The following is a 23,507-nucleotide window of genomic DNA, read 5'->3' on the forward strand; positions in this document are numbered from 1 at the left end:
GGTTTTTATTTTTTACATTTTCATTTGAAGACACTCAACATGACTCAACAATTACAGCAAATCATTGATCAAGCCTGGGAAGACCGCACAAATTTCTCGCCAAAATCTGCGCCTGCAGAAATCCGCGAGGCAGTTGCCCATGTCTTGAGCGAACTTGATGCAGGCACTCTGCGCGTTGCCCAAAAGATTGAAGGTAGCTGGCAAGTCAATCAATGGATCAAAAAAGCTGTATTGCTGTCTTTCCGCCTGGAAGACAATATCACTATGCCTTCTGGCGATCATATGCAGTTCTTCGACAAGGTACCGACCAAGTTCGCCAATTACACGGCTGAAGATTTCATCAAAGGCGGCTTCCGCGTGGTGCCGCCTGCAGTTGCACGTCGCGGCAGTTTTATCGCAAAAAACGTGGTGTTGATGCCTTCCTATGTCAACATCGGCGCTTATGTCGATGAAGGCGCTATGGTTGATACCTGGGCGACTGTCGGCTCTTGCGCGCAAATCGGCAAAAACGTGCACTTGTCTGGTGGCGTTGGCATCGGTGGCGTATTGGAACCTATGCAAGCCAATCCGACCATCATTGAAGACAATTGCTTCATTGGCGCTCGTTCAGAAATCGTAGAAGGTGTGATCGTTGAAGAAAATTCCGTGATTTCCATGGGTGTCTACATCGGCCAGTCCACCAAGATTTATGACCGCGCTACTGGCGAAGTCAGCTATGGCCGCGTACCTGCTGGTTCAGTCGTTGTTTCCGGCAATTTGCCATCTGCTGATGGCAAATACAGTCTGTATTGCGCAGTGATCGTGAAACGTGTTGATGCACAGACACGCTCAAAAACCAGTATCAATGAATTGTTGCGCGGCGCTTAAGTATTTTTGCGCCTTTTTTGCATTTTATTTTAATAATTAGCTCAGCTTAGGGACACATCATGGCAGCGATGGAGAGGTTATTTCAACTGATGAAGGAAAAACATGCATCCGACATGTTTTTCGCGATGAATTCGCCCATACATTTGAAAATTAATGGCAATCTGCTCCCTATCAATCAGCAGAAGATGGATCAGGCAAATATCCTCTCGCTGCTCAGCGAGGTGGTAGAGCCTGAACATATGGAGCAACTGGAAGCCGAAAACGAACTCAATGTCGGTATCGGTGCTGCAGGCATAGGTCGCTTCCGTCTTTCGGCCTTCCGCCAGCGCGGCTCGATCTCTGCGGTATTCCGTTATGTGCCTGGTGATATTCCCAAGCTGGATACGCTGCATCTGCCGCCAGTATTGGCTGAGCTGATTATGGAAAAACGTGGTTTGATCTTGCTGGTCGGCTCTACTGGCTCAGGCAAATCAACCACGATAGCATCCATGCTCGATCACAGGAATGAAGTCAAAACCGGCCATATCCTGACACTGGAAGATCCGATAGAATTCTTATTCCGCAGTAAAAAGTCCATCGTCAACCAGCGTGAAATCGGCAGCGATTCTGAAAGCCTGAAAACTGCGCTGAAGAACTCATTGCGTCAGGCACCTGACTGTATCTTGATTGGTGAGATCCGCGATCTCGAAACCATGATGGCAGCGATTGCCTATGCCCAATCCGGCCATTTGGTTTTAGCTACACTGCATGCGAATAATAGTTATCAGGCTTTGAACCGTATCATCAGTTTCTTCCCTATGGAAACGCGCAGCGCATTGCTGCTGGATTTGTCGTCTTCCATACGTGCGATTATCTCGCAGCGTCTGATACGTGCCAAAGATGGTGGCCGTGCACCGGCGGTCGAAATCATGCTCAATACCCGTTACGTGGCAGAGTTGATAGAACAAGGTGATATCTTCCAGATCAAGGAAGCGATCGAGAAAAGTTTGTCGCCTGGCTCGCAAACATTTGAACGCGCCCTCATGCATTTGATACGTGAAGGCCTAATTACGCAGGAAGAAGGCCTGGCCAACTCTGACTCTGCCAATAACTTGTTATGGTTGCTGAACAATGAAGCATCCACTGCAATAGCTGCAAAGCCAGAACCAGAACCAGAAACCAAAGAAGAAGCTTCTTTCACAGAATTTACCCTGAACGTATAAAGTATGACGCGAAGCATTACCCTGTTTGGCATTCCAAACTGTGACACCGTTAAAAAAGCCCGTACCTGGTTGCAAGAACAGGAACTGGCTTTTGAATTCCATGATTTCAAAAAACAAGGCTTGAACCGTGCCGCCATAGAAACATGGCTGGAACATCAGGGCCTGGATGTACTGATCAACCGCAAAGGCACTACCTGGCGCGCACTCAGTGATGTAGAAAAGGCCTCGGCCACCGACACAGAACAGGCAATTGCACTCATGCTGGATAAGCCATCGGTCATCAAACGCCCGGTATTGCTGATCAATAATGATGGTAAATCGCAAGTGAATGTCGGTTTTTCCGTGCCACAGTACCAGTCCATTTTTCATAAGTAAACATGAGTAAAACACTAGCCCTGACCGAACAGCTGATTGCGCTGGATTCAGTCACACCTGAAGACAAAGGCTGTCAAAACACTTTGATCGCCCTGCTGGAGCCTATGGGCTTCCAGTGCGAAACCATACAATCCGGTGATGTGACAAATCTATGGGCCAGGCGTGGCCAGACCCAGCCTTTGCTGGTGTTTGCTGGCCATACTGATGTCGTACCTACCGGCCCTGTCACACAATGGCAGTCTGCCCCATTTACGCCTACTCACAGGGATGGCAAGTTATATGGCCGTGGCGCCGCTGATATGAAAACTTCGATTGCGGCTTTTGTGGTGGCGACAGAAGAATTCATCGCGGCCCACCCAGATCATAAGGGCTCTATCGGCTTCCTCATCACCAGTGATGAAGAAGGTCCGGCTACGGATGGTACAGTCGTTGTTTGCGAAAAACTCAAGGCTCGTGGCGAGCAGCTCGACTACTGCATCGTTGGCGAGCCTACTTCCGTCGACAAACTGGGTGACACTATCAAGAATGGCCGTCGCGGCACCATGTCGGGCAAGTTGATCGTCAAAGGTGTGCAAGGCCATATCGCCTATCCGCAACTGGCAAAAAACCCCATTCACCTGGCAGCCCCTGCCATGGCAGAACTGGTAGCTGAAGTCTGGGATGAAGGCAATGAATATTACTTGCCTACTTCATGGCAAATGTCGAATATCCATGCTGGCACGGGTGCTTCTAATGTCATACCTGGCGAAGCAGTTATCGATTTCAATTTCCGATTTTCCACTGCCAGCACAGCTGAAGGCTTGCAACAACGTGTGCATGCCATACTCGACAAACATGGCCTGGAATATGAGTTGAAGTGGACGGTAGGCGGACATCCTTTCCTGACCCCAAAAGGCAGCCTCAGCGATGCACTGGGTGATGCCATACTTGCTGAAACTGGCATAGAAACCGAGCTATCTACTACTGGTGGTACATCTGACGGCCGCTTCATCGCCAAGATTTGTCCGCAAGTGGTTGAATTTGGCCCGCCAAATGCCAGCATACATAAAATTGATGAACACATAGAGCTGCAATACATAGATCCGCTCAAGAACATTTATCGCCGCACTCTGGAAAACCTGCTGACCTAAGCTTTAGTTCAGCTCACCACTGGCCGATATGGAAACAATATGACTACACCCGCTACTACCTTTCTGACCCTGCGCGATCTGTTGCGCTATGCCGTCACCCGCTTCAACAAAGAAAAACTGTTCTTTGGCCATGGCAGCGCCAATGCCCTGGATGAAGCAGCTTATTTGCTGCTGCATACTTTGCACCTGCCGCTCGACAAGATAGAGCCATTCCTGGATGCGCATTTATTGCCATCAGAAATAGATGCCGTATTGCGTGTGATTGACAGACGTGCAGTGGACCGTGTGCCTGCGTCCTACATCACTAATGAAGCCTGGCTAGGCACTTACAATTTCTATGTGGATGAACGCGTCATCGTGCCGCGCTCTTTCATCGCTGAACTAATCCCTGAGCATTTTTCGCCATGGGTGACAGATCCGGAAGCCATCACCAACATCCTTGAACTGTGCACAGGCTCTGGCTGCCTGCCCATCATGCTGGCAGATATGTTCTCAGAGGCGCATGTGGATGCTGTCGATATCTCCAAAGATGCGCTGGAAGTGGCCAAGCGTAATGTGGCAACCTATGAATTGCAAGACCGTATTACCCTGATCGAGTCCGACCTGTACAGCAATGTACCAGACAAAAAATATGACCTGATCATCACCAACCCACCGTATGTGAATTCTGGTTCCATGTCCAAGCTACCCAAGGAATACACGCACGAGCCGCAAATTGCTCTGGCTGGCGGCGATGATGGCATGGACCTGGTGCGCAAGATAGTCGCAGGTGCTGCACAACGCCTGACTGAAGATGGTTTGCTGATGGTGGAAATTGGCAATGAACGTGCCTTTGCCGAAGCTGCCTTCCCGGAACTGAACCTGACCTGGCTGAGTACCAGTGCTGGTGATGACATGGTATTTTTGGTAGAGGCTGAGCAATTGAGCAATTTCACTGCATAAATCAGTGCATAAGTATATTGAAGACGGGCAAAACCAGTTTTGCCCGTTTTTCCATTTTTTCGCATCAACAATAGCATTACCCATTAATTAAGTTTATATGATACGTCTTCAACAAGTCGTCCTGGCGCGCGGCATCAAACCTTTATTTGACAGCGTCGATGTGACGCTCAATCCCGGCGACAAGATAGGCTTGATCGGTTCCAACGGTGCAGGTAAATCCAGCCTGTTTGCCATGTTGCGCGGTGAATTGCATCCTGACCAAGGCAGCATCGATTTCCCGGCCAAGTGGCAGCTCGCTCACGTCGCACAAGAAACACCACCGCTGGAACGTAGCGCCATTGATTACGCAATAGATGGCGACGTCGCCTTGCGCAAACTCGAAGCACAGCTGGCTGAACTGGAAGCACAGCCAGAAAGCTATGAAAACGGTATTGCCATCGGCAATATGTATGGCGCATTGGCCGATGCCGATGCCTACACCGTGCGCCCTCGTGCAGAACAATTACTGCTGGGCCTGGGCTTCAAGATCAACGAACTCGAACAATCAGTCGCCAGTTTTTCTGGTGGCTGGCGTATGCGTTTGAATCTGGCACAGGCACTGATGTGCAAATCCGATTTGCTGCTGCTTGATGAACCAACCAATCACTTGGATCTGGATGCCATCATCTGGCTGGAAGACTGGCTCAAGCGCTATGAAGGCACGCTGATCATTATCTCCCATGACCGCGACTTCCTCGACGGCGTGGTAAATGTCATCGTGCATATTGATGAGCGCAAGCTCAAGCGCTATGGTGGTAACTATTCCGGTTTTGAACGCCAGCGTGCAGCCCAGTTGGAACTGGCGCAAGGCATGCTGGAGAAACAAAACCGCAAGCGCGCTCATCTGCAATCCTTTATTGACCGCTTCAAAGCCAAGGCATCCAAAGCCAAGCAGGCGCAAAGCCGTATCAAGGCCTTGGCACGCATGGAAGAAATGGCACCTTTGCGGGCAGCTGCCGAGTTCTCTTTTGAATTCCGCGAGCCATTGAGTGCCCCGAACCCCATGCTGGTGATGGAAGATGTGGATTGCGGCTACCGCGTAGAATCAGAAACGGATCACAGTTTCACCGAGAAAAAAATCGTCGGCGATGTCAAGTTCACCCTGCAAATCGGTCAGCGCATTGGCCTCCTGGGTGTCAATGGTGCAGGTAAATCCACACTCATCAAAACCATCGTTGGCGATATCGCACCATTGAACGGTGTCATGCAAACCGGCAAGGGTTTGTCCATAGGTTACTTCGCCCAGCATCAGGTTGAAATGCTGCGTCATGATGAATCACCACTGTGGCACTTGGCTCATATCGCCCCGGATGTACGCGAGCAGGAGTTACGTAACTTCCTCGGCGGCTTCAACTTCCCAGGCACGATGGTGAGCAGCCCTATCAAACCATTCTCCGGTGGTGAAAAAGCTCGCCTGGCATTGGCAATGATAGTCTGGCAGCGCCCTAACCTGCTGCTGCTGGATGAACCAACCAACCATCTGGACCTGGAAACTCGCGAAGCCCTGACCGATGCCCTGGCACAGTTTGAAGGTACCCTCGTCGTTGTTTCACATGACAGGCATTTGCTGCGCGCCACGACGGACCAGTTCATCATCGTTGCCGATGGTAAGCTGCAACCATTTGATGGCGATCTGGACGACTACAAAGACTGGCTGTTCAAAAACAAACTGGAAAAAGCCAACCCTGCCTTACCGGAAAAAACCAAGGCACAGGAAGCGGCTTTGCCACAAGCCAAGCCCATTCCAGTTGCCAAGGTAGATGACAAGGAGCAGCGCAAACGCGATGCCGACGAACGTACGCGCCTCACCAATCTGCGCAAACCGATAGAAACACGCATCAAGCGCCTGGAAGAACAGATGGCCAAGTTGAATCTGAAAAAGAAAGACATCGATGCGCAGTTGGAAGATGGTGATATCTATAACGATGCCAACAAGGAAAAACTGAAAACCTTGTTACTTGACCAGGCATACGTCGTCAAGGAACTGGGGCAGATAGAAGCCGACTGGCTGGAACAGCAAGAGTTTCTGGAAGCGGTAGAATAAAGCAAGAGGGCGCATTTAGCGCCCCTTGTTTTTTTGATTCAAGGATTAAATCCAGTCACATGGATCAACCTGGTAATAAGCCCGCAACTGTTCATACAAGGCAGCGTGATAGTGAGCAAGGTCGCGGCTTTTCTTGAAGAAGGCTTCAGTCACCACAGCAAAAAATTCTGCCGGATTAGTCGCACCATAGGGATCAATGACGGTAGCAATATCATTGGCGATCGCCTGATGCAGTTGCGCATACTCTCTTTCCATGAGAGCCGACCATGCTTTATAAGCTGCGGCAGACTTCAGGACTGGTGCGCCATTGGTCGTTCCCGTTTCACTATCAAGCTGGTGGGCAAATTCATGAATAACCACATCCTGCCCCCGCGCTTCATTGTCGGGATTATGCGCCACCTGATCCCAGGCAAGAATGACACGGCCATCACTCCAGGACTCCCCGCTCAACCCCTGATTGGTATGCGTAACGATGCCATCAGCATTCATTTGAGTTCGGGGTGCCACGAATGCCGATGGATATACCAGGACATGGGTAAGCTGCGGATACACATCGGATTCACGGTTCAACAGTAACAGGCAAGCCTTGCCCGCAATCGTTACCCTGATTTCATCAGTAATAAGCAAACCACCACAGCCAACAAAAGTCTTTTGATAGAGAAACTGGCGTATGCGTTTCTTCAACTGCATTTGCAGATCAGTCGGCATACGCGTATAGCCTGGCAGGTTTTTCCGTAGAATTTTAGAATAATTCAAGGGAAAAGCCTGTGATAACACATGACGCAAACGCAGCCTGGGCAAGACAACGATGCCAAGTACGAGTAAAACAATAATAAGGACTAACCATTCCATGTCGACAACCTAATCAGGATTGCGAATGTGATTTGCATCTGACATTCGTTGATCTGATGCAAATGGGCGCGACGAAGTCAAACTCAATAGCAATTAATATATAAGGTCATAGCACTTGAAAATCAGCTTATCAGAGCACATGACATTCAATAATATGAATAAGATAATTTCGTGAGAAGATGCGTTGCATCGATTTTTCCTTCGCAAGCCTGAACCTTACTATGAAACCCTGGGAAACTTTAAACTCAAAAATACTAATCAAAGATGATTGGATAACACTGAGCTCAGATACATGTAAGCTCCCTAATGGAAGCACAATAGCCCCTTACTATGTGCTTCATGAGCGAGACTGGGTGCATGTGTTTGCCCAGGCAGATGATGGCCGTATATTGACGGTAAAGCAATTTCGTTACGCGGCGAGACAAGTCTGCATAGAATTGCCCGGCGGCGTCATTGATGAAGGTGAGACAGCTCTCCTTGCCGCGCAAAGGGAGTTATTGGAAGAAACAGGCTATACAGCCAATTACTGGCAGACTTTGGGAAGCATGTATGCCAACCCAGCCCGCCAAACCAATAGCATCCACCTGTTCCTCGCCACCGGACTAAATTTAATGGGTAAGCAGCAACTGGATGTATCTGAAGAGATAGAATTCGACTTTCTGACTATTCCGGAAATACAGCAAAAAATAGAAACCAACGAGTTCTCCCAAGCGCTGCACATAGCCTCGTTTTACCGAGGGCTGCACGCATTAACCTGAATATGAATAAATGATGAGAAGCACTCTCCAAAAAAAGATCATCGAAGTATGCAATAACAAGATAGAGCAAAAAGGCAGCAATGTTGGCCTCTCCTTTTACGCCTTCTTTGCCAACAAAAACGATGACCCGCAATTGCTAATGGAAGCTGCCACATGGTGGATTATGGAAAACAAGTTTGATCACTTTGAAAAGGCAGTCAAGATCAAAGCAATCGTTGAAGCACTGGAAGAAAGCTGAAGAATTGGCAGCCCCCTGCAGCAAAAGAAAAGCGCAGGCATAATGAAGAAATCAGATTCTCTTCTCCATTCAGGCATTTTCAAAGACATGAGCGCTCTCTTCTCTCCCATCAAGCTTGGTTCGCTGAGTTTGAAAAATCGCATCATCATTGCCCCCATGTGCCAGTACTCTGCCGAGGATGGCAAGGCAACAGACTGGCATCTGATACATCTAGGTGGGCTGGCCTTGTCAGGGGCCGGCTTATTGATACTGGAAGCCACTGCGGTTGAAGCCATAGGCCGCATTTCTCCTGGTGACCTGGGACTATGGTCAGATGAGACAGAAGCGGCTCTGGCTAAAGTATTGGTATCGATACGCCAGCATTCTGCCATGCCTATTGCCATACAACTAGGCCATGCAGGGCGCAAAGCGTCGAGTCAGGCGCCATGGCATGGTGGTCAATTGATTGCACTGGAGGACGGTGGATGGCAAATGGTTGCCCCATCTGCCCTGCCGCATGCACAAGTTGAACGTGCACCACTGGCATTGGATGACGCTGGCCTGCAACGCGTGAAACAGGCCTTTGTTGATGCTGCGATACGTACACATCGGCTGGGTATTGATGCAATTGAAATCCATGCAGCGCATGGTTATTTGCTGCATCAATTTTTATCTCCCATTGCTAATCAACGTACTGACCAATATGGCGGTTCAGTGGAAAATCGTTTACGGTTTCCACTGGAAGTATTTGATGCGGTGCGGGCGGCAGTTCCTAAAGACAGCATGGCAGTTGGGCTACGTCTATCAGCAACAGACTGGGTAGCAGGTGGCCTCGATATTTCGCAAAGCAAGCTCTTTGTCCAGGCACTTGAGGCAAGAGGCTGCGACTTTATCCATGTGTCCAGCGGCGGCGTCTCACCTGAACAAAAAATCCCACTCGGCCCTGGCTATCAGGTTCATCTTGCTGAGGAAATCAAGCAGCACTGTAGCTTGCCCGTCATTGCAGTTGGCCTGATCACAGATGCTCAACAGGCAGAAGGCATCATTGCCAATGGCCAGGCTGATGCCATCGCCATTGCACGTGGTATTTTGTATGACCCGCACTGGCCCTGGCATGCTGCCGCCCAACTGGGTGCAACTGTAGACGCACCACGACAATACTGGCGCTCACAACCGCGTGATCAGAAAAACCTGTTTGGCGATACCAGGATAGGGCAACGCTAGCACCTCTGCTTACTTTCTGTTTTGGCAGGAAGTGAGCCTGCATCATAGACTAGCCCTGCTCAGGGCTGTCAGATTGTAGTTGCATGAAATTTTCAATTTGCGCGTAATAGCCAGGTAAAACCTTGTATAAGCTTGCCTTACCTTGCGCAGTAAGTCGCAGTAATTTAACGCGTGCATCCGTGTCGCCATCCATGAATTCCAGCAATCCATCCGTTGCCAGGGTTTGCAAGGTACGCGTCATCACCGGGCGTGACACGTCCAGGCGTGCAGCCACTTCGCTAGGCATCAAACCCTTGCGTTCAACTTCACGATCGAGCACGATCAGAATGAGGAATCGCAGTTGAGACAAATCATGACTAGCGAAATAAGCATCCAGTTCACGCATCAACAAGCTGGCTTGCCTGAGCATGCGCAGCGCTGCCTCCACAGTGTCTATTTTCATTTCAGGGAAACGCTGCTGATAGGTCTTCAGCATCTGGCGTGTTGGCAATTCTTTTAAAAAGAACATTTTTCAGGCTTTCAGCAAGCGCACCAGTTCGGCGGCATCAGTCCCACCACCAAAGTGATGCAAGATATGTTCATGGAAGTATTCATCCTGGGCGCGCGTGAACGCGGCACATGCATCGCTCACGACATAGACATTCAAACCAAGATCATGCGCTTCGCGCAAGGTGGACTCTACACAGACATGGGTGGCAAAGCCCATGAGGAAAATAGTATCAATACGATTATTGCGTAAATATGGATCCAGACTGGAATTTTTGAGCACGCTGGCACCCGAACGGCCATGCATAATAAACTCACCCTGTTCTGGTATAAAGGGTGCGACAAATTCTGCGCCAGTACCTGTCCATGTCTGCGCTTTGGGGATCGCTGAACGTAAGCCCAAGACTTGCTTGCCCTTGCCAAACAATTGATATCCAGGGTCGTCACGCAGGTCGAGCCCGGCATGCGCGATTCTTCCATCATGCTCACGGGCGGCTTTCAGGACTAGTGCGGCTTGCGTAACCGCATTTCTGAAAGCGGGCTTATCCTGGACCAGTTTCTCAAATAGTACGCCGCTTTCATCCAGCCATTCAGACTGGAATTCTATGAAGACAAAAGCAGAACGATCTTTATCAAAAGTATCTTTCAACTGTGCAGTCATGACATTCACCTCACTTAGTTATCATGGTAACTATTATCAAAATAAAAAAGAGCAATGTCAAGGTATTTACCTGTATTACGCTGGTAAAACCTTGGCACTTCTCTGGAGGTAAGAGAGTTTGGGAAGATCTAATTCAATTTCTTTAGCGCATCCTTAACATAGCTGGCATTCGGACTATTCGGTGAAAGTTCCAGAAAACTGGTGTAGGCTTTTTGCGCTTTTTCATTCTCGTGCAAAAGTGCCCTGGCATCACCCAGATTCAAGTAGGCAATCGCCCTGGATGGATCTATCTGCAAGGTATTTTCAAACCAGCGGGCTGCCTCGGCATATTTTTGCTGCTTGAAGTAAACAAAGCCCAGGTTATTTGCTGCCAGGCCAAAGTCAGGGCGATATTTCAAAGCCTCGGTAAATGCTGCTTCGGCTTGTGCATATTGTTTTTCTTTGTAGAGTTGCAGCCCATGATCATTAGCTCTTTGCGCCAATTGACGCGATGAGCCATCGACTAATTTTGGCGCAGCAATTTTTTGTTCTCCGCCAGTCAGATTTTTGATAACGATGGGCGTGTCACTACCTGCCTTGACGACTGCACCATCCAGTTTGTTATTGAGCGCAATGGCATCGGCAGATAATTGATTGCTTTTTGCACTGAGGAATTCCCCTTCGCCGCGTATTTCGAACACAAATTCGCCTCCCTCAGAACCTGGCAAGCTACCAAATGCCGGTGTTTGCTGCGACACGCTCGATACTGCTGGTGCTATATAAGCTGCCAACTCTGTTGCTGTAATCATGCCGTCGCCATTCATGTCGGCCTTACCACTCAAGGCTTGCAGCAAAGTCCAGGTAAAGACCGAATGGCCATTCGGGCCACCATCAGCCACCAGTTGGTCGGCACCACCAGCGGTCAACATTTGACGCCCTATGCGCTTGCCATTTTCACGCAAGAATGCGCTGGTGCCACCACCACGCGTCAAGCCGAGACCGCTATAACAGGCATCCATGACAAACAGGATGTGCTTGGCATTGAGGCTCTCGGCAATATTCTGTAAATCCGTCATGGGTATCGCATCTACCGATAATTGCTCGGGATCAGAGTCGACGGGAATGATGTAACCCAGGCTACGGCCAGAACTCAGTTTCCTGGTAGCGCCATGACCGGCGAAGAAGACAAAGACTCTGTCGTCTTTCTTCAGTTGCCCATGTCCCAGTTTGTCATGGAATAAGGCAAGGATATTATTCCGGGTCGCATCTGCATTGGTCAATGTCAATACCTTATCGCCAGCAAAGCCCATGTGATTGATCAAGGTATCGCGAATTGCATTGGCATCCTGCACTGCATATTGCAGCTTGGGCCATTTCGCATAATCATTGATACCAATCACGATAGCCCAGCTGTTTTGATAGTCCGTAGTGATACTGACTTTTTCTGGCGTAGGCTTGCCACCTTTGGCAATCTTGAAGTCTGTGCCATCCCAGGAGGCAAAACTATAGCCATCTGCAATCAATTTATCCAATACCAGAGGCAAGGCCTTGACCGTGCGCTCGTGAATATCATGGAAGAGAATGATGCCACGTTGCTCTTTTTCCAGAGTACCCAATACACGACCAGCAATGGAATTTGGCACAGGATCGGCCCAATCCAGGGAATCTATATTCCAAATGACAGAACGCAAGCCCAGCTTGTTCAGGATTTGCATACCTTCTTTGTTCTTGGCACCATAAGGGAAACGGAAAAGGGATGAGCGCGCCGGGTCTATGGCTTTCAACAGTTTATCTGTCTGCTCGATTTCCGCATTCAAGTTATTACCACTTTGCTTGGACAACAAAGCATGGCTGAAGCTGTGATTGGCCAACACATGGCCTGCACTCAACAGTTTTTTGCTGGTTTCTGCATTCTTATTCAGCAACTCCTTACCTTGTGCATCAATACTGCCAACGTTCTTGCCAACCTGGAAGAATACGCCGGGTACATTGTATTGTTTGAGTATCGCCGCAATTTCATCGGTATAGGTGGCATGCGGACCATCGTCGAAAGTCAGGACCACGGTTTTGGGAGGCAAGCCCTGGCCGAAAATCTCTTTGTCTTTTTCATCCGCTGGCCCTGGCTTTTCTGGGTAAGGCAGGATAATGCCGTAGTCCTTGAGGATTTGTTCACGGTTATATAGCTTGCGCAGTTTGCTAATATAGTCATCCCAGCGCTCACGCTTAAGCTCTATGGAACGTGATTCAAAGCGGGAGAAAATTTCTTTGAGTTCTTTGTCATATTCCTTTTCTATCTCGCTTAAGGCATTCAAGTCTTCGCTTATGCGCTTATGCAATTTTATGGATGGCAAAGTCTGCTCACTGGCGATCAGTTTTTGCATCTTGAGCAAAACTTCACTAAAGGCAAGGCGATCAGCATCATACAAATCTTCGCCAGATTCTATATAAGTCAATATGGTGTCGAAACTGGCTTCACGCTGGGCATTATGCAGTGACTTCAATTTACTGAAATAAGTATCCAGCTCATTGAGTCTGACCAGATTTTCATGAAATAAAGCCTGGCCTACACGGTTTGCTTCATTGCGTTCCTTGGCATTGAGTTTTTTTTCATCGGCTAACAAGATGATGATTTTGCGATAAGCCACCAGTAAGCTATTCAAGTCCTCAGGCAACCTGGCGGGGTCAAATGCCTCTTTTTGTTCTATCTGTGCACTACCAGCTTGACTGCCTGGCGTTTGATTTATCTTTTGTAATACGAAATACGAGCCAATAACCAAGCCAACTACCGCAAGGGCAAACAAAATAATTTTTTGAGGTTTCATCAGGAATAATGCAAACAGCGGAGTAAAAATAAGCCGATATCATATTGCAAATGCCGTATGGCATGGTTGCTCAAGCAAACTACTTAAGTAATAATTGCGTATTTTTTGTAACTAATTCCCAAGTTTATCCAGGTTTTTAGCCGCCTCGCGCAGAGTCAGCCCAGAGAATTTATCTTTATTCTGATGCAGAAAAGCACGAATAGCAGCCGGATCATGCCAGGCATAGTCACGCAAGGCCCAGCCTATGGCCTTACGGATGAAAAACTCTTTTTCATCCGCTAACGCAAGAGCATAGTTAAACAGCCTGTCCACATCTGTTTGTTCACGCCAGCCCAGTTGGTGCAGTATGGCGATACGCTTTACCCAAAAATCTTCATGCTGTAGAGCCTCATCCATACTGACTTGTATCTGCCTGCCCTCTTCTACATTTTTCCGCAGCACATCGCCGATGACGCCAGCCAATCCATCGACGCTATCCCACCAGGATTTTTGCTGCACGAGCTCTAATAGTGCAGGCAAATCTTCAGCCCCCAAGCGACGCCAGTGTTTGGCCAAAATATCAATGGCCAGATATTGATACTCACGCTCCGAGCATTCCCACAGGGCTCTGGCAATTTCCAGTAATTGTGTGGCAGTTGCTGTCTTTAAATCCTTGATGCCTGCAGCGCTAGCTTTGCGTCTTTCTGGTGCGGAAATACCCAAAAATTCAAAATGATTTTTCATATAGGCGCGCATGGCGATGGCGCGTCCGGGATCTGCAATTCGTGACAAGAGGTCTTGAAAATTGATGATTACTTTGCTGATATCCATCGTTGCCCCTATGTTTAAGCATGCAATTAAAAAATCAGTTTTTCAGGGTAAACCCTGAAAAACTGATGCATGCTTCAATAACAGATTTTAATTGGAATTCACGACCACTGATTGATTACCCTTATTCAATAAATCTTTGGCTGCCAGCGCGAGAAAAGCGTCTACTGCAGAACTGCTGCCACTACCACCTGTCTGTATGCTGGGTACCATGGCGATATGGCCTTTTTCTATGGCTTCTGCAAATCGCAGCAGCACAGTTTGCTGGAATTGCAGCTCAGGGCCGCCATAGGCTTCTACATTCAACTCGGTTGCTTTCGCTTGCGCTTCACCTATCTGCTGGATTTGATAAGCCTCGGCATTGGCCAGTGTACGTTTTGCATCGGCAGCACCAGAAGCGACCTGGCGCGCCTCTTCGGCTGCCTTGATGGCTTTTTGCACTGCTGCACTACCCTGGTTCTCTGCAATTTTGACTGCCAATTCTGATTCAGTAATTGCCGTTTGCTGTTTTGCCTTGGCTTCTGCCTCGCGCAAAATACGCTCTTGCACGGCGGCAGTTTCCTTGGTTTTATAGGTTTCCAGCTGCTCTCTTGATACCTGACGTTCACGCAATTGCTTGAGGATGACTTCTATCTGGGTATCGCCATTCTTGGCACGCGGTGTGCCGATCAGGACTTCATTCAGGGTCAGGTTATAACCTTCAAAATTCTTGCGCATTTCTGCTTTGGCGCGCTCTTGTATATCTGAGCGTTCTTGCAGCAATTCAATCAAGGTCTTGCCCTGCCCTATGTTTTTGAAATAGGCAGCCACCATGGGGTCCAGGGTTTGTTCTACCAGTTTTTGGATATCGCCAAATCGCTGTATCACTAGCGGCGCCATCTTATAGTCAATATTGACGACGACCGACAAAGGCAGATCGGGCTCGAATGCATCTTTTGTGATCAGCGATACTTCGCTCAAGTGTTTGTCCAGTTCATGCGAACCGACCTGGCCAGATTGCCATTTCAAAATGAAGTTGGTGGTAGGCACATCGATGACACGTTTGGCATAAGGATTAAGCGCATATTTGCCAGGCAAAAGTGGTGTTACCTGCACACCTTTTTCATCACTGCTGACCAGTTCACCATGGCGATAAGCGTCACCTGTCACATCATTGCCAGCCTTGCCGGTATAAGAGACCACTACGCCAACATAACCAACTGGCACTACACGTTTCTCCACTATTTCGTAGCTGGCGAAACGTGCGTTCAGATAATAAGTACCTTCGACCAGGACTTGCAACTGACGGCCCTTGTAGCCACCCGCTTCAATAAATACTTCCGGATTTTGGAAGTCGTGATGATAACTGCTACTCACATGCGGATCGGCACCAACGACGGGCGCAACGATCGTGCCTTCTGGCAGGGATTGCCCTTCATGTGTAGTAATCACCGCCAGTTTGTCATCCCGTATCACCAAGGGCAGGAAACCATTGCGCAAACGCAGTTCATTCAACATTTCTGCCAGTTGTCCAACTACTACGCCATCATTGCTGACATTGCCATCACCAGGCAAGGGTAATGCATAGACACGGTCAGCAGTCAGCACGACAAATTGTGCCAGATTGATGGCATAAGTACCTTCACGCAAAATTTTGCGCTGCAGACCTTTTTGACCAGCATTGGTGAGAAAGCCGCGGACATCGGTAAAGTCATTTGCAGCCTTATTACAAGCCAGATTTTGTGTGGGCGACATGGCTTGGCCGTCACGGGCAAATACATAGGCCAGGGTACCCTGCTGTATTGTCACCAAATCATGTCTGTGGATGGCGTATTGGAATGGGAAAAACATATGAAAACCACCGCGCAAGACTTCAGGCTGAAAACCTGCTTCACCATTCAGGGCAATAAAACCATGCTGGACAGAACCACTGCCTGACCATTTCTTTTCTACGATACCGATTTTCTCATTCGAGATATAAACCAAGACATTACTGCTATACAACAATAGGATAATGACAGCAATGATGACTGCCAAAATAATTTCAAACATATTTAGCCTCTTTTAAAAATATCCGATTATTCGGAAATGCAGCAGCGCTACTGGCATCTTGTGGATGCCAGCACTACAGCTGGATGGTGTTTATATGGGGTGTTGATGAGGAGTCTGTCACACTCCTCAACTGACTAGACGGGTCGTCGTGGCGACTCGATAACGGTAGGTTTTTGAGATTTGACTACTTGCATGGCAGTTGCGATCAGGCCACTCATATCGCCGAGATTGGCCGGGACGATAATGGAGTTATTGGTTTTAGCCAGGTTGCTGAACGCATTCACATATTGTTCGGCCACTTTCAAATTAACAGCATCTGCACCGCCTGGTGACTGTATCGCCGCGGCAGTTTTACGGAGAGCCTCAGCACTTGCTTCAGCAATCGCCAATATCGCTGCAGCCTGACCTTGCGCACGGTTGATCGATGCCTGTTTTTCACCTTCAGATTTGGCAATCGATGCTTCGCGTTCACCAGTCGCGATATTGATTTGCTCTTGCTTGCGACCTTCAGATGCAGCGATCAGGGCACGCTTTTCACGTTCAGCAGTTATCTGTGCCTGCATCGCATGCAAGATTTCTTTAGGTGGTGTCAGATCCTTGATCTCATAACGCAAGACCTTGACACCCCAGTTGGCTGCAGACTCGTCAATCGCATTCACGATGGTGGTGTTGATGTGATCGCGCTCTTCAAACGTCTTGTCAAGTTCCATTTTGCCGATGACAGAACGCAAGGTGGTTTGTGCCAGTTGTGTTATCGCCGCAATATAGTTTGAAGAACCATATGAGGCGCGCATGGCATCGGTAATCTGGAAATACAAAATACCATCTACTTGCAATTGCGTATTGTCCCTGGTGATACAAACCTGCGGCGGAACATCCAGCGGGATTTCTTTCAATATGTGTTTATAAGCGATGCGATCAACAAAAGGCACCACGATATTTAAGCCTGGCCCCAGCGTGGCATGATATTTACCCAGACGTTCCACTACCCAGGCATGCTGTTGTGGTACGACATTGATGGTCTTGAAAACGAATACCATAGCCAACACTAATAAAACCAGAGCGACGCCACCTATATTTTCCATATCCTTACCTTTATTGTTATTTAGATTGTCTTATATATTTCAATTATTATTTGCACTACTACGACGGTTTTACGATCAAACGACTACCTTGTATTTCTTCAATGATATAAGCACCGGGATAGCCTGCCGAGTGCTGTAATTCCACATCCCACATGGCTCCACGGTACATGGTTCTTGCCGCATATTTGCCATTTCCTATGTCTTTCCATTCATTGACTTGCAGAGTCTGCCCTATATCCATATTCACATTCGGATCACGTGCTGCATTTGCGTTTTCTTTCCAGCCATATTTACTCTTGTGCAAGGCCAGTGTCGCAACAGCACCAACAACAGCTGCAACGATCATTTGGCTTGCTGATCCCAGTTGAAAAATGGCAGCCAAAGCACCCGCTACTAAGCCAATGGAAATCATCAGCAAATAAAAAGTGCCAGTAAACAACTCAAATATCACGACCACACCTGCCAAAATCATCCACATCATCCACGCATTCATATTATTGTTCTCCTTATCAGTTTTATACTTATTGATACTGCTACATAGACATTTTCTACGACAGGCTTATATTTTTCATCGGTAATCGCCGTAGAAATTTACCCACAAAAAAGCCCTCGTTACCGATGCCGGTAACGAGGGCTTTTCCAGGAATTTTGTTGAAGTATTGATTTTCTTTTTCTTAAGTTTCGACACCGGTAGTCTAGTCCTAATTTAAAAAAATACAAGGGGTCGCATTCGATTTATGTTGCGGCGCACCAACAAGAAAAACGGGAACCCTTTTGCAAGGAATTCCCGTTTTCTCACTTCAAGAGCAGACTATTTATTTTCCAACTGCTGCCAGTTTCTGCCATGTATCAATGACTGAATCCGGGTTCAGGGAAATAGACTCTATCCCTTCTTTCATCAGCCATTCAGCAAAGTCTGGATGATCAGAAGGCCCCTGGCCACAGATACCGACATATTTATCAAGCTTGCGACAGGCAGCGATGGCGCGTGACAGTAAAGCGCGTACAGCAGGATCGCGCTCATCAAAATCAGCAGCCAGCAATTCCATACCGGAATCGCGATCCAGGCCCAGGGTCAACTGTGTCAAGTCATTGGAGCCGATAGAGAAACCGTCAAAGAATTGCAAGAACTCTTCTGCCAGAATTGCATTCGATGGTACTTCGCACATCATGATCAGGCGCAAGCCATTTTCACCGCGCTTGAGGCCATTTTTTGCCAGCAGATTCACGACTTTCTCAGCCTGTCCCAGAGTGCGCACGAAAGGCACCATGATTTCCACATTGCTCAGACCCATTTCATTGCGTACGCGCTTCATGGCCTGGCATTCCATTTCGAATGACTCGGCAAAATCAGGGGCCAGATAACGCGCAGCACCACGAAAGCCTAGCATAGGATTTTCTTCATCCGGCTCGTAGCGTGAGCCGCCTATGAGTTTCTTGTATTCATTCGATTTGAAGTCAGACAAGCGCACGATGACTTTCTTGGGCCAGAATGCAGCAGCGATAGTCGCAATACCTTCTGCCAATTTATCGACATAAAACGCTCTTGGGGAAGCATGTCCACGGGCAACGGATTCAACCGCTTTCTTCAAGTCAGCATCAATGTTCGGATATTCCAAAATTGCTTTTGGATGTACGCCTATATTATTGTTGATGATGAATTCCAGACGTGCCAGACCCACACCTTCGTTCGGTACGGACTGGAAGTCAAATGCCAGTTGAGGATTGCCGACATTGAGCATGATCTTCAAAGGCAGCTTGGGCAATTCACCACGCAACTCTTCAGTGATCTCCGTTTCGAGCAAGCCGTCGTAAATCTTGCCTTCGTCACCTTCAGCGCAAGACACTGTGACCAGAGTGCCATCTTTCAGCACATCAGTGGCATCTTCACAACCGACTACAGCGGGCACGCCCAATTCACGCGCGATGATCGCAGCATGGCAGGTACGACCGCCACGATTGGTAACGATGGCCGCAGCACGCTTCATGACGGGTTCCCAGTTAGGGTCGGTCATGTCAGCTACCAGTACGTCGCCTGGCTGCACTCTTTCCATCTCGGATGGGTCATGAATGACGCGTACGCGGCCTGCGCCTATCTTCTGACCTATTGCACGGCCAGATACCAGTACGGTACCACTGCCTTTGAGTTTGAAGCGCTGTTGCGCGTCAGTGGCTTTTTGCTGGGATTTGACAGTCTCTGGACGTGCCTGCAGGATGTACAACTTGCCGTCGCGACCATCTTTGCCCCATTCTATATCCATAGGACGGCCATAATGCTTCTCGATGATGGTCGCATACTTGGCCAGCTCTACTACTTCTGTATCATTCAGCGAATAACGATTGCGCAATTCCACGGGTACATCCACAGTTTTTACCGAGCGACCGGCCTTGGCTTCGCCGGTAAATTCCATCTTGATGAGTTTGGAGCCTATATTGCGGCGAATGACAGGCAATTTGCCTTGCTCCAGCATAGGTTTGTGGACATAGAATTCGTCAGGATTGACTGCACCCTGCACTACCGTTTCACCCAGGCCATAACTGGAGGTAATAAAAACCACATCCTTGAAACCGGATTCGGTATCTATGGTAAACATGACACCGGCAGCACCCAGGTCTGAGCGCACCATACGCTGCACACCGGCAGACAAAGCGACCTCGGCATGCGTAAAACCTTTGTGGACACGGTAAGAAATCGCCCTGTCGTTATATAGTGAGGCAAATACGTGTTTCATTGCCTCCAGAATATTGTCAATTCCGACAACATTTAAGAAAGTTTCTTGCTGACCTGCGAAAGAGGCGTCAGGCAAATCTTCTGCAGTAGCAGAAGAACGCACCGCAAATGACATTTCCGCTGTCGAGTCTGACACCAGCTTGTTGTAGAACTCTTCTATCTCTGTCAGCAAACGTGGCTGGAAAGGTGTGTCTATGATCCATTGACGTATTTCTGCACCCGCTTTTGCCAATTCCTTGACGTCGTCTATATTCAGGTGCTCAAGCCGATCGGCAATGCGTTTTTCCAGAGGCAAGCCGCCATCCACACTATGTGTCAGAAAATCGCGGAAAGCCTGGGCTGTGGTGGCAAAACCACCTGGAACGCGAACACCAGCTGTGGCCAGCTGGCTGATCATTTCGCCTAAAGAAGCATTTTTCCCGCCGACGGATTCAACATCCGTCATGCGTAAATGCTCAAACGAGGCAACATAAGTTGCTTCAGTAATTGCTGCGTTGGACATAACAACCTCTTTTTGATGGTAAGAAATCTTTGCTGTTTAATGCCGTGTTGCTTCGTATCCCGCTGGCTTTTTGTTATTCTTGAGGCGAGCCACGTATGACATGCTGTTGCAGCATTTTACATTGTGTCCTGCAAGATTTATCTAAACGAAATGAGAATTTGCAGTCTTTTTTGTAGCAGAGACTGTAAATATATTTCGACCAGTCTAATGTACTTATTTATATAAAACTATCATGTCAGATACCCCCCAGCAAGCCAGGCCAGCAGCTAACCGTACCGTCTTTTTCGTATCAGACGGCACAGGTATTACTGCAGAAACCTTTGGACATTCGGTATTGACGCAATTTGACCTCAAATTCAAGCAAATTCGCCTGCCATTTATTGACACCCTGGAAAAAGCCCACGACGCTGTGCGCAAGATCAACGATGCCTATACAGCAGAAGGCAGTCGCCCCATCGTATTCTCTACCCTGGTCAAAACTGACCTGGCAGGCGTTGTCTTCAAATCCAAGGGCCTGCACATGGATTTGATACAAACCTTTGTGTCACCACTGGAGCAAGAGCTGGGCGTGAAGTCCACCCATACCATAGGGCGTAGCCATAACATCACCGATTCTGAGGAATATAAAAACAGGATAGAAGCCATCAATTTCTCGCTGGCCCATGACGATGGGCAATCCAATAAAAATTTATCGGCGGCAGATGTGATATTGGTAGGCGTTTCCCGTTCTGGCAAAACTCCTACCACCCTGTATCTGGCGATGCAATATGGTATCAAGGCGGCAAACTACCCTTTGATACCCGATGATTTTGAACGCGGCAAGCTACCTTCAGCATTGCCCGAATTTAAGGGAAAGATTTTTGGCCTCAGCATTGCACCAGAACGTCTGTCAGAAATTCGTAACGAACGTCGTCCAGGCAGCAAATATGCATCCCTGGAAAACTGCCGTTACGAAGTCAACGAGGCAGAGTTAATGATGAAGCGTGAAGGCATACGCTGGCTTTCATCGACAGCCAAATCAATTGAAGAAATATCAACGACGATTTTGCAGGAGATTAAATCCGACGTCAGGATTTATTAAACCTTGCAAGCCAACCGCTGCCGCACCTGCTCAAAGAAGCAGATGGCAGCACTGGCAGCGACATTCAATGACTCTATGGCAGCTTGCTGCGGTATGGTTACTGTATTGCTGGCCATCGCCATCAATTCAGGTGCGACCCCCTGCCCTTCATGACCAAATAACCAGACAACTTCCTGATTCAAATCTGTTTGATAGATGGTTTGCTTGGTGTGCGAACTGGTAGCTAGTACCGGTATGGTGGTCTTGCTCAACAATTCAGCTAAATCGACATTTTCAAAAATATTCAACAAGAAGTGCGCACCCATGCCTGCTCGCATGACTTTGGGCGCCCAGGCGAAGGCTGTGCCAGAGCTGCAAAATACATTTTTAATGCCAGCCGCTGCTGCACTGCGCAAAATGGAGCCCAGATTGCCAGGGTCTTGCAAATTGTCGAGGACTACTGAAGAGCTTGATAAAGCCGCAGGAAAATCTGGAGCTGGTGTAGAGACCACAAACATCAAGCCAACCCCATGCTCGACCTGGCTCAATGCGTTATACAAGGCATCTGGCAAAGTGATGCCTGGTGTGCCCTGCTGCTCACTATGCGCCAAGACATCCGCCACTTCTGGATGATGCAGGCTGCTCTCAGCGACGATGCAATACTCAGGTGCACCAAAATGCTGGGAATATGCTACGCAAAGGTGCACACCATCGAGCAAGGTACGCCCAGCCTTGCGCCTGGCTTGAGAACTGGTGGCAAGAAGCTTGATTTCCTTGTAAAGAGGATTATCGCGGGAGGTAATCGATTTCATTTATTTAAGCAAGGCTTTCACAGGCGCATAAGATTTTCTGTGTATCGGTGATACGCCATGCTCACGCAAGCGTTCCAGATGCAAGGCTGTTGGGTAACCCTTATGCTGATCCAGTGCATATTGTGGATAGGTTTCATGTAACTGCATCAAGACATGGTCACGTGCAGTTTTAGCGAGTATGGAGGCAGCCGATATTGCTGCCACCTTGTCATCCCCCTTGACAATGGCTTCCGAGGCGATGGACATGACCGGGCAACGATTACCATCTATCAATGCCAATGTAGGCTGGACAGACAAACCCTCGACCGCGCGACGCATGGCCAGCATGGTGGCTTGCAGGATATTGAGCTCATCAATTTCCTGTTCAGAACATTCTGCGATGCACCAGGCCAGGGCATGCTCCTTGATTTCCACAGCCAGCAATTCACGTTTTGCTTCGCTGAGTTTTTTTGAGTCTCGCAAGCCAGCTATCGGGCGATTTGGGTCAAGGATTACTGCAGCAGCCATGACAGGGCCTGCCAGTGGGCCCCTGCCAGCTTCATCGACACCACAAATCACTTCATTTTCATAATCAAACAAAGGTAGGCCAGGTATCAGATCATGCATGGAAGAAAGCTTTCAATGCTGCAGGATCAAGGTAGTAATGACAGATTCTTTGCTGGTTTTGACCTGCTTTCTGGCCAACCAGTACTGGCACCAGCTCGTCATAGAGCGCCAGCAATTCGTCATCCTGATCAACATCAGATACCTTGACGGTAAAACCGTATTCAGGGCTATAGGCCTGGAGTTGTTCCAGCATATCATCGCAGAGATGACAATAACTGCGTGAATAAAGTGTAAATTGAATCATCATTTTGCCTAAAGTAATGGGGCGTGGACAT

Annotated in this window: 22 protein-coding genes; 10 read left to right on the top strand and 12 right to left on the bottom strand. The window is 48.4% G+C overall.

Translation table 11 applies throughout. The features are described 5' to 3' along the window. Nucleotides 1-39: 39 nt before the first annotated feature. The 6 genes from dapD (at nucleotide 40) to ACO0LF_RS20945 (ending at nucleotide 6,599) form a co-directional block, all read left to right on the top strand. On the top strand, nucleotides 40-867 hold the full coding sequence (gene dapD, locus ACO0LF_RS20920; protein WP_423017512.1) for a 2,3,4,5-tetrahydropyridine-2,6-dicarboxylate N-succinyltransferase: 828 nt from the start codon (nucleotides 40-42) through the stop codon (nucleotides 865-867). Nucleotides 868-926: 59 nt separating this feature from the next. Next, nucleotides 927-2,069, top strand: a complete 1,143-nt coding sequence (locus ACO0LF_RS20925) for a PilT/PilU family type 4a pilus ATPase (protein WP_423017514.1) — start codon at nucleotides 927-929, stop codon at nucleotides 2,067-2,069. A gap of 3 nt (nucleotides 2,070-2,072) precedes the next feature. Continuing rightward, on the top strand, nucleotides 2,073-2,444 hold the full coding sequence (locus ACO0LF_RS20930) for an ArsC family reductase (RefSeq protein ID WP_423017516.1): 372 nt from the start codon (nucleotides 2,073-2,075) through the stop codon (nucleotides 2,442-2,444). Nucleotides 2,445-2,446: 2 nt separating this feature from the next. After that, a complete protein-coding gene (dapE, locus tag ACO0LF_RS20935) occupies nucleotides 2,447-3,574 on the top strand; it encodes a succinyl-diaminopimelate desuccinylase (protein ID WP_423017518.1) in 1,128 nt (375 codons plus the stop codon). 39 nt (nucleotides 3,575-3,613) lie between these two features. After that, nucleotides 3,614-4,516, top strand: a complete 903-nt coding sequence (prmB, locus tag ACO0LF_RS20940) for a 50S ribosomal protein L3 N(5)-glutamine methyltransferase (protein ID WP_423017520.1) — start codon at nucleotides 3,614-3,616, stop codon at nucleotides 4,514-4,516. Between the two features lie 97 nt (nucleotides 4,517-4,613). Beyond that, nucleotides 4,614-6,599 (top strand): ATP-binding cassette domain-containing protein, encoded by a 1,986-nt coding sequence (locus tag ACO0LF_RS20945; RefSeq protein ID WP_423017522.1) that lies wholly within the window; start codon nucleotides 4,614-4,616, stop codon nucleotides 6,597-6,599. A 45-nt stretch (nucleotides 6,600-6,644) separates the two neighbouring features. On the opposite strand, the gene ACO0LF_RS20950 is transcribed toward ACO0LF_RS20945, so the two are convergent. Then, nucleotides 6,645-7,451, bottom strand: coding sequence for a zinc-dependent peptidase (locus ACO0LF_RS20950; protein ID WP_423017524.1), 807 nt, complete (start codon nucleotides 7,449-7,451; stop codon nucleotides 6,645-6,647). Between the two features lie 221 nt (nucleotides 7,452-7,672). On the opposite strand from ACO0LF_RS20950, the gene ACO0LF_RS20955 reads away from it, so the two are divergent. The 3 genes from ACO0LF_RS20955 to ACO0LF_RS20965 all read left to right on the top strand — a co-directional run bounded on the left by ACO0LF_RS20955 (nucleotide 7,673) and on the right by ACO0LF_RS20965 (nucleotide 9,650). Then, nucleotides 7,673-8,209, top strand: a complete 537-nt coding sequence (locus tag ACO0LF_RS20955) for an NUDIX hydrolase (protein WP_423017526.1) — start codon at nucleotides 7,673-7,675, stop codon at nucleotides 8,207-8,209. A gap of 10 nt (nucleotides 8,210-8,219) precedes the next feature. After that, nucleotides 8,220-8,447: a DUF6500 family protein gene (locus ACO0LF_RS20960; protein ID WP_423017528.1), complete on the top strand. Its 228-nt coding sequence runs from the start codon at nucleotides 8,220-8,222 to the stop codon at nucleotides 8,445-8,447. A gap of 87 nt (nucleotides 8,448-8,534) precedes the next feature. Then, nucleotides 8,535-9,650, top strand: a complete 1,116-nt coding sequence (locus tag ACO0LF_RS20965) for an NADH:flavin oxidoreductase/NADH oxidase (protein WP_423017530.1) — start codon at nucleotides 8,535-8,537, stop codon at nucleotides 9,648-9,650. A gap of 49 nt (nucleotides 9,651-9,699) precedes the next feature. Here the strand turns inward: ACO0LF_RS20965 and ACO0LF_RS20970 are convergent, their stop codons facing one another. From ACO0LF_RS20970 to ppsA, 8 genes are all read right to left on the bottom strand, one after another. Further along, the gene (locus ACO0LF_RS20970) at nucleotides 9,700-10,158 is read right to left on the bottom strand and encodes a MarR family winged helix-turn-helix transcriptional regulator (protein WP_423017532.1); all 459 of its coding nucleotides are present in this window, start codon (nucleotides 10,156-10,158) and stop codon (nucleotides 9,700-9,702) included. A gap of 3 nt (nucleotides 10,159-10,161) precedes the next feature. Further along, nucleotides 10,162-10,797, bottom strand: coding sequence for a cysteine hydrolase (locus ACO0LF_RS20975; protein WP_423017534.1), 636 nt, complete (start codon nucleotides 10,795-10,797; stop codon nucleotides 10,162-10,164). Nucleotides 10,798-10,925: 128 nt separating this feature from the next. After that, the gene (locus tag ACO0LF_RS20980; protein WP_423017536.1) at nucleotides 10,926-13,598 is read right to left on the bottom strand and encodes a polysaccharide deacetylase family protein; all 2,673 of its coding nucleotides are present in this window, start codon (nucleotides 13,596-13,598) and stop codon (nucleotides 10,926-10,928) included. Between the two features lie 111 nt (nucleotides 13,599-13,709). Continuing rightward, complete coding sequence (locus ACO0LF_RS20985; protein ID WP_423017538.1) at nucleotides 13,710-14,408, bottom strand: DNA alkylation repair protein; 699 nt, start codon at nucleotides 14,406-14,408, stop codon at nucleotides 13,710-13,712. An 87-nt stretch (nucleotides 14,409-14,495) separates the two neighbouring features. Then, a complete protein-coding gene (locus ACO0LF_RS20990) occupies nucleotides 14,496-16,436 on the bottom strand; it encodes an SPFH domain-containing protein (RefSeq protein WP_423017540.1) in 1,941 nt (646 codons plus the stop codon). A 134-nt stretch (nucleotides 16,437-16,570) separates the two neighbouring features. Next, complete coding sequence (locus tag ACO0LF_RS20995; protein ID WP_423017542.1) at nucleotides 16,571-17,521, bottom strand: SPFH domain-containing protein; 951 nt, start codon at nucleotides 17,519-17,521, stop codon at nucleotides 16,571-16,573. Nucleotides 17,522-17,579: 58 nt separating this feature from the next. Next, nucleotides 17,580-18,014 (bottom strand): NfeD family protein, encoded by a 435-nt coding sequence (locus tag ACO0LF_RS21000; RefSeq protein ID WP_423017544.1) that lies wholly within the window; start codon nucleotides 18,012-18,014, stop codon nucleotides 17,580-17,582. A gap of 322 nt (nucleotides 18,015-18,336) precedes the next feature. Beyond that, a complete protein-coding gene (gene ppsA / locus ACO0LF_RS21005) occupies nucleotides 18,337-20,754 on the bottom strand; it encodes a phosphoenolpyruvate synthase (protein ID WP_423017546.1) in 2,418 nt (805 codons plus the stop codon). Nucleotides 20,755-20,986: 232 nt separating this feature from the next. On the opposite strand from ppsA, the gene ppsR reads away from it, so the two are divergent. Next, a complete protein-coding gene (gene ppsR / locus ACO0LF_RS21010; RefSeq protein WP_423017548.1) occupies nucleotides 20,987-21,835 on the top strand; it encodes a posphoenolpyruvate synthetase regulatory kinase/phosphorylase PpsR in 849 nt (282 codons plus the stop codon). Here the strand turns inward: ppsR and ACO0LF_RS21015 are convergent. From ACO0LF_RS21015 to ACO0LF_RS21025, 3 genes are read right to left on the bottom strand one after another with little or no spacing between them, the layout of a single operon-like run. Then, nucleotides 21,832-22,626 (bottom strand): TrmH family RNA methyltransferase, encoded by a 795-nt coding sequence (locus ACO0LF_RS21015; RefSeq protein ID WP_423017550.1) that lies wholly within the window; start codon nucleotides 22,624-22,626, stop codon nucleotides 21,832-21,834. The genes ppsR and ACO0LF_RS21015 overlap by 4 nt on opposite strands. Beyond that, nucleotides 22,627-23,232, bottom strand: coding sequence for a ribonuclease HII (rnhB, locus tag ACO0LF_RS21020; RefSeq protein ID WP_423017552.1), 606 nt, complete (start codon nucleotides 23,230-23,232; stop codon nucleotides 22,627-22,629). Then, nucleotides 23,225-23,479: a glutaredoxin family protein gene (locus ACO0LF_RS21025; RefSeq protein WP_423017554.1), complete on the bottom strand. Its 255-nt coding sequence runs from the start codon at nucleotides 23,477-23,479 to the stop codon at nucleotides 23,225-23,227. The genes rnhB and ACO0LF_RS21025 overlap by 8 nt, the downstream gene beginning before the upstream one ends. Nucleotides 23,480-23,507: the final 28 nt, after the last annotated feature.

Origin of the sequence: Undibacterium sp. Di27W, from assembly GCF_049340345.1 — a bacterium.
GTDB lineage: Bacteria > Pseudomonadota > Gammaproteobacteria > Burkholderiales > Burkholderiaceae_D > Undibacterium.

Bases quoted from the DNA above. Each gene is read 5' to 3' on its own strand.
- dapD (WP_423017512.1), top strand. From the start codon at position 40: ATGACTCAACAATTACAGCAAATCATTGATCAAGCCTGGGAAGACCGC.
- ACO0LF_RS20925 (WP_423017514.1), top strand. From the start codon at position 927: ATGGCAGCGATGGAGAGGTTATTTCAACTGATGAAGGAAAAACATGCA.
- ACO0LF_RS20930 (WP_423017516.1), top strand. From the start codon at position 2,073: ATGACGCGAAGCATTACCCTGTTTGGCATTCCAAACTGTGACACCGTT.
- dapE (WP_423017518.1), top strand. From the start codon at position 2,447: ATGAGTAAAACACTAGCCCTGACCGAACAGCTGATTGCGCTGGATTCA.
- prmB (WP_423017520.1), top strand. From the start codon at position 3,614: ATGACTACACCCGCTACTACCTTTCTGACCCTGCGCGATCTGTTGCGC.
- ACO0LF_RS20945 (WP_423017522.1), top strand. From the start codon at position 4,614: ATGATACGTCTTCAACAAGTCGTCCTGGCGCGCGGCATCAAACCTTTA.
- ACO0LF_RS20950 (WP_423017524.1), bottom strand. From the start codon at position 7,451: ATGGAATGGTTAGTCCTTATTATTGTTTTACTCGTACTTGGCATCGTT.
- ACO0LF_RS20955 (WP_423017526.1), top strand. From the start codon at position 7,673: ATGAAACCCTGGGAAACTTTAAACTCAAAAATACTAATCAAAGATGAT.
- ACO0LF_RS20960 (WP_423017528.1), top strand. From the start codon at position 8,220: ATGATGAGAAGCACTCTCCAAAAAAAGATCATCGAAGTATGCAATAAC.
- ACO0LF_RS20965 (WP_423017530.1), top strand. From the start codon at position 8,535: ATGAGCGCTCTCTTCTCTCCCATCAAGCTTGGTTCGCTGAGTTTGAAA.
- ACO0LF_RS20970 (WP_423017532.1), bottom strand. From the start codon at position 10,158: ATGTTCTTTTTAAAAGAATTGCCAACACGCCAGATGCTGAAGACCTAT.
- ACO0LF_RS20975 (WP_423017534.1), bottom strand. From the start codon at position 10,797: ATGACTGCACAGTTGAAAGATACTTTTGATAAAGATCGTTCTGCTTTT.
- ACO0LF_RS20980 (WP_423017536.1), bottom strand. From the start codon at position 13,598: ATGAAACCTCAAAAAATTATTTTGTTTGCCCTTGCGGTAGTTGGCTTG.
- ACO0LF_RS20985 (WP_423017538.1), bottom strand. From the start codon at position 14,408: ATGGATATCAGCAAAGTAATCATCAATTTTCAAGACCTCTTGTCACGA.
- ACO0LF_RS20990 (WP_423017540.1), bottom strand. From the start codon at position 16,436: ATGTTTGAAATTATTTTGGCAGTCATCATTGCTGTCATTATCCTATTG.
- ACO0LF_RS20995 (WP_423017542.1), bottom strand. From the start codon at position 17,521: ATGGAAAATATAGGTGGCGTCGCTCTGGTTTTATTAGTGTTGGCTATG.
- ACO0LF_RS21000 (WP_423017544.1), bottom strand. From the start codon at position 18,014: ATGAATGCGTGGATGATGTGGATGATTTTGGCAGGTGTGGTCGTGATA.
- ppsA (WP_423017546.1), bottom strand. From the start codon at position 20,754: ATGTCCAACGCAGCAATTACTGAAGCAACTTATGTTGCCTCGTTTGAG.
- ppsR (WP_423017548.1), top strand. From the start codon at position 20,987: ATGTCAGATACCCCCCAGCAAGCCAGGCCAGCAGCTAACCGTACCGTC.
- ACO0LF_RS21015 (WP_423017550.1), bottom strand. From the start codon at position 22,626: ATGAAATCGATTACCTCCCGCGATAATCCTCTTTACAAGGAAATCAAG.
- rnhB (WP_423017552.1), bottom strand. From the start codon at position 23,232: ATGCATGATCTGATACCTGGCCTACCTTTGTTTGATTATGAAAATGAA.
- ACO0LF_RS21025 (WP_423017554.1), bottom strand. From the start codon at position 23,479: ATGATGATTCAATTTACACTTTATTCACGCAGTTATTGTCATCTCTGC.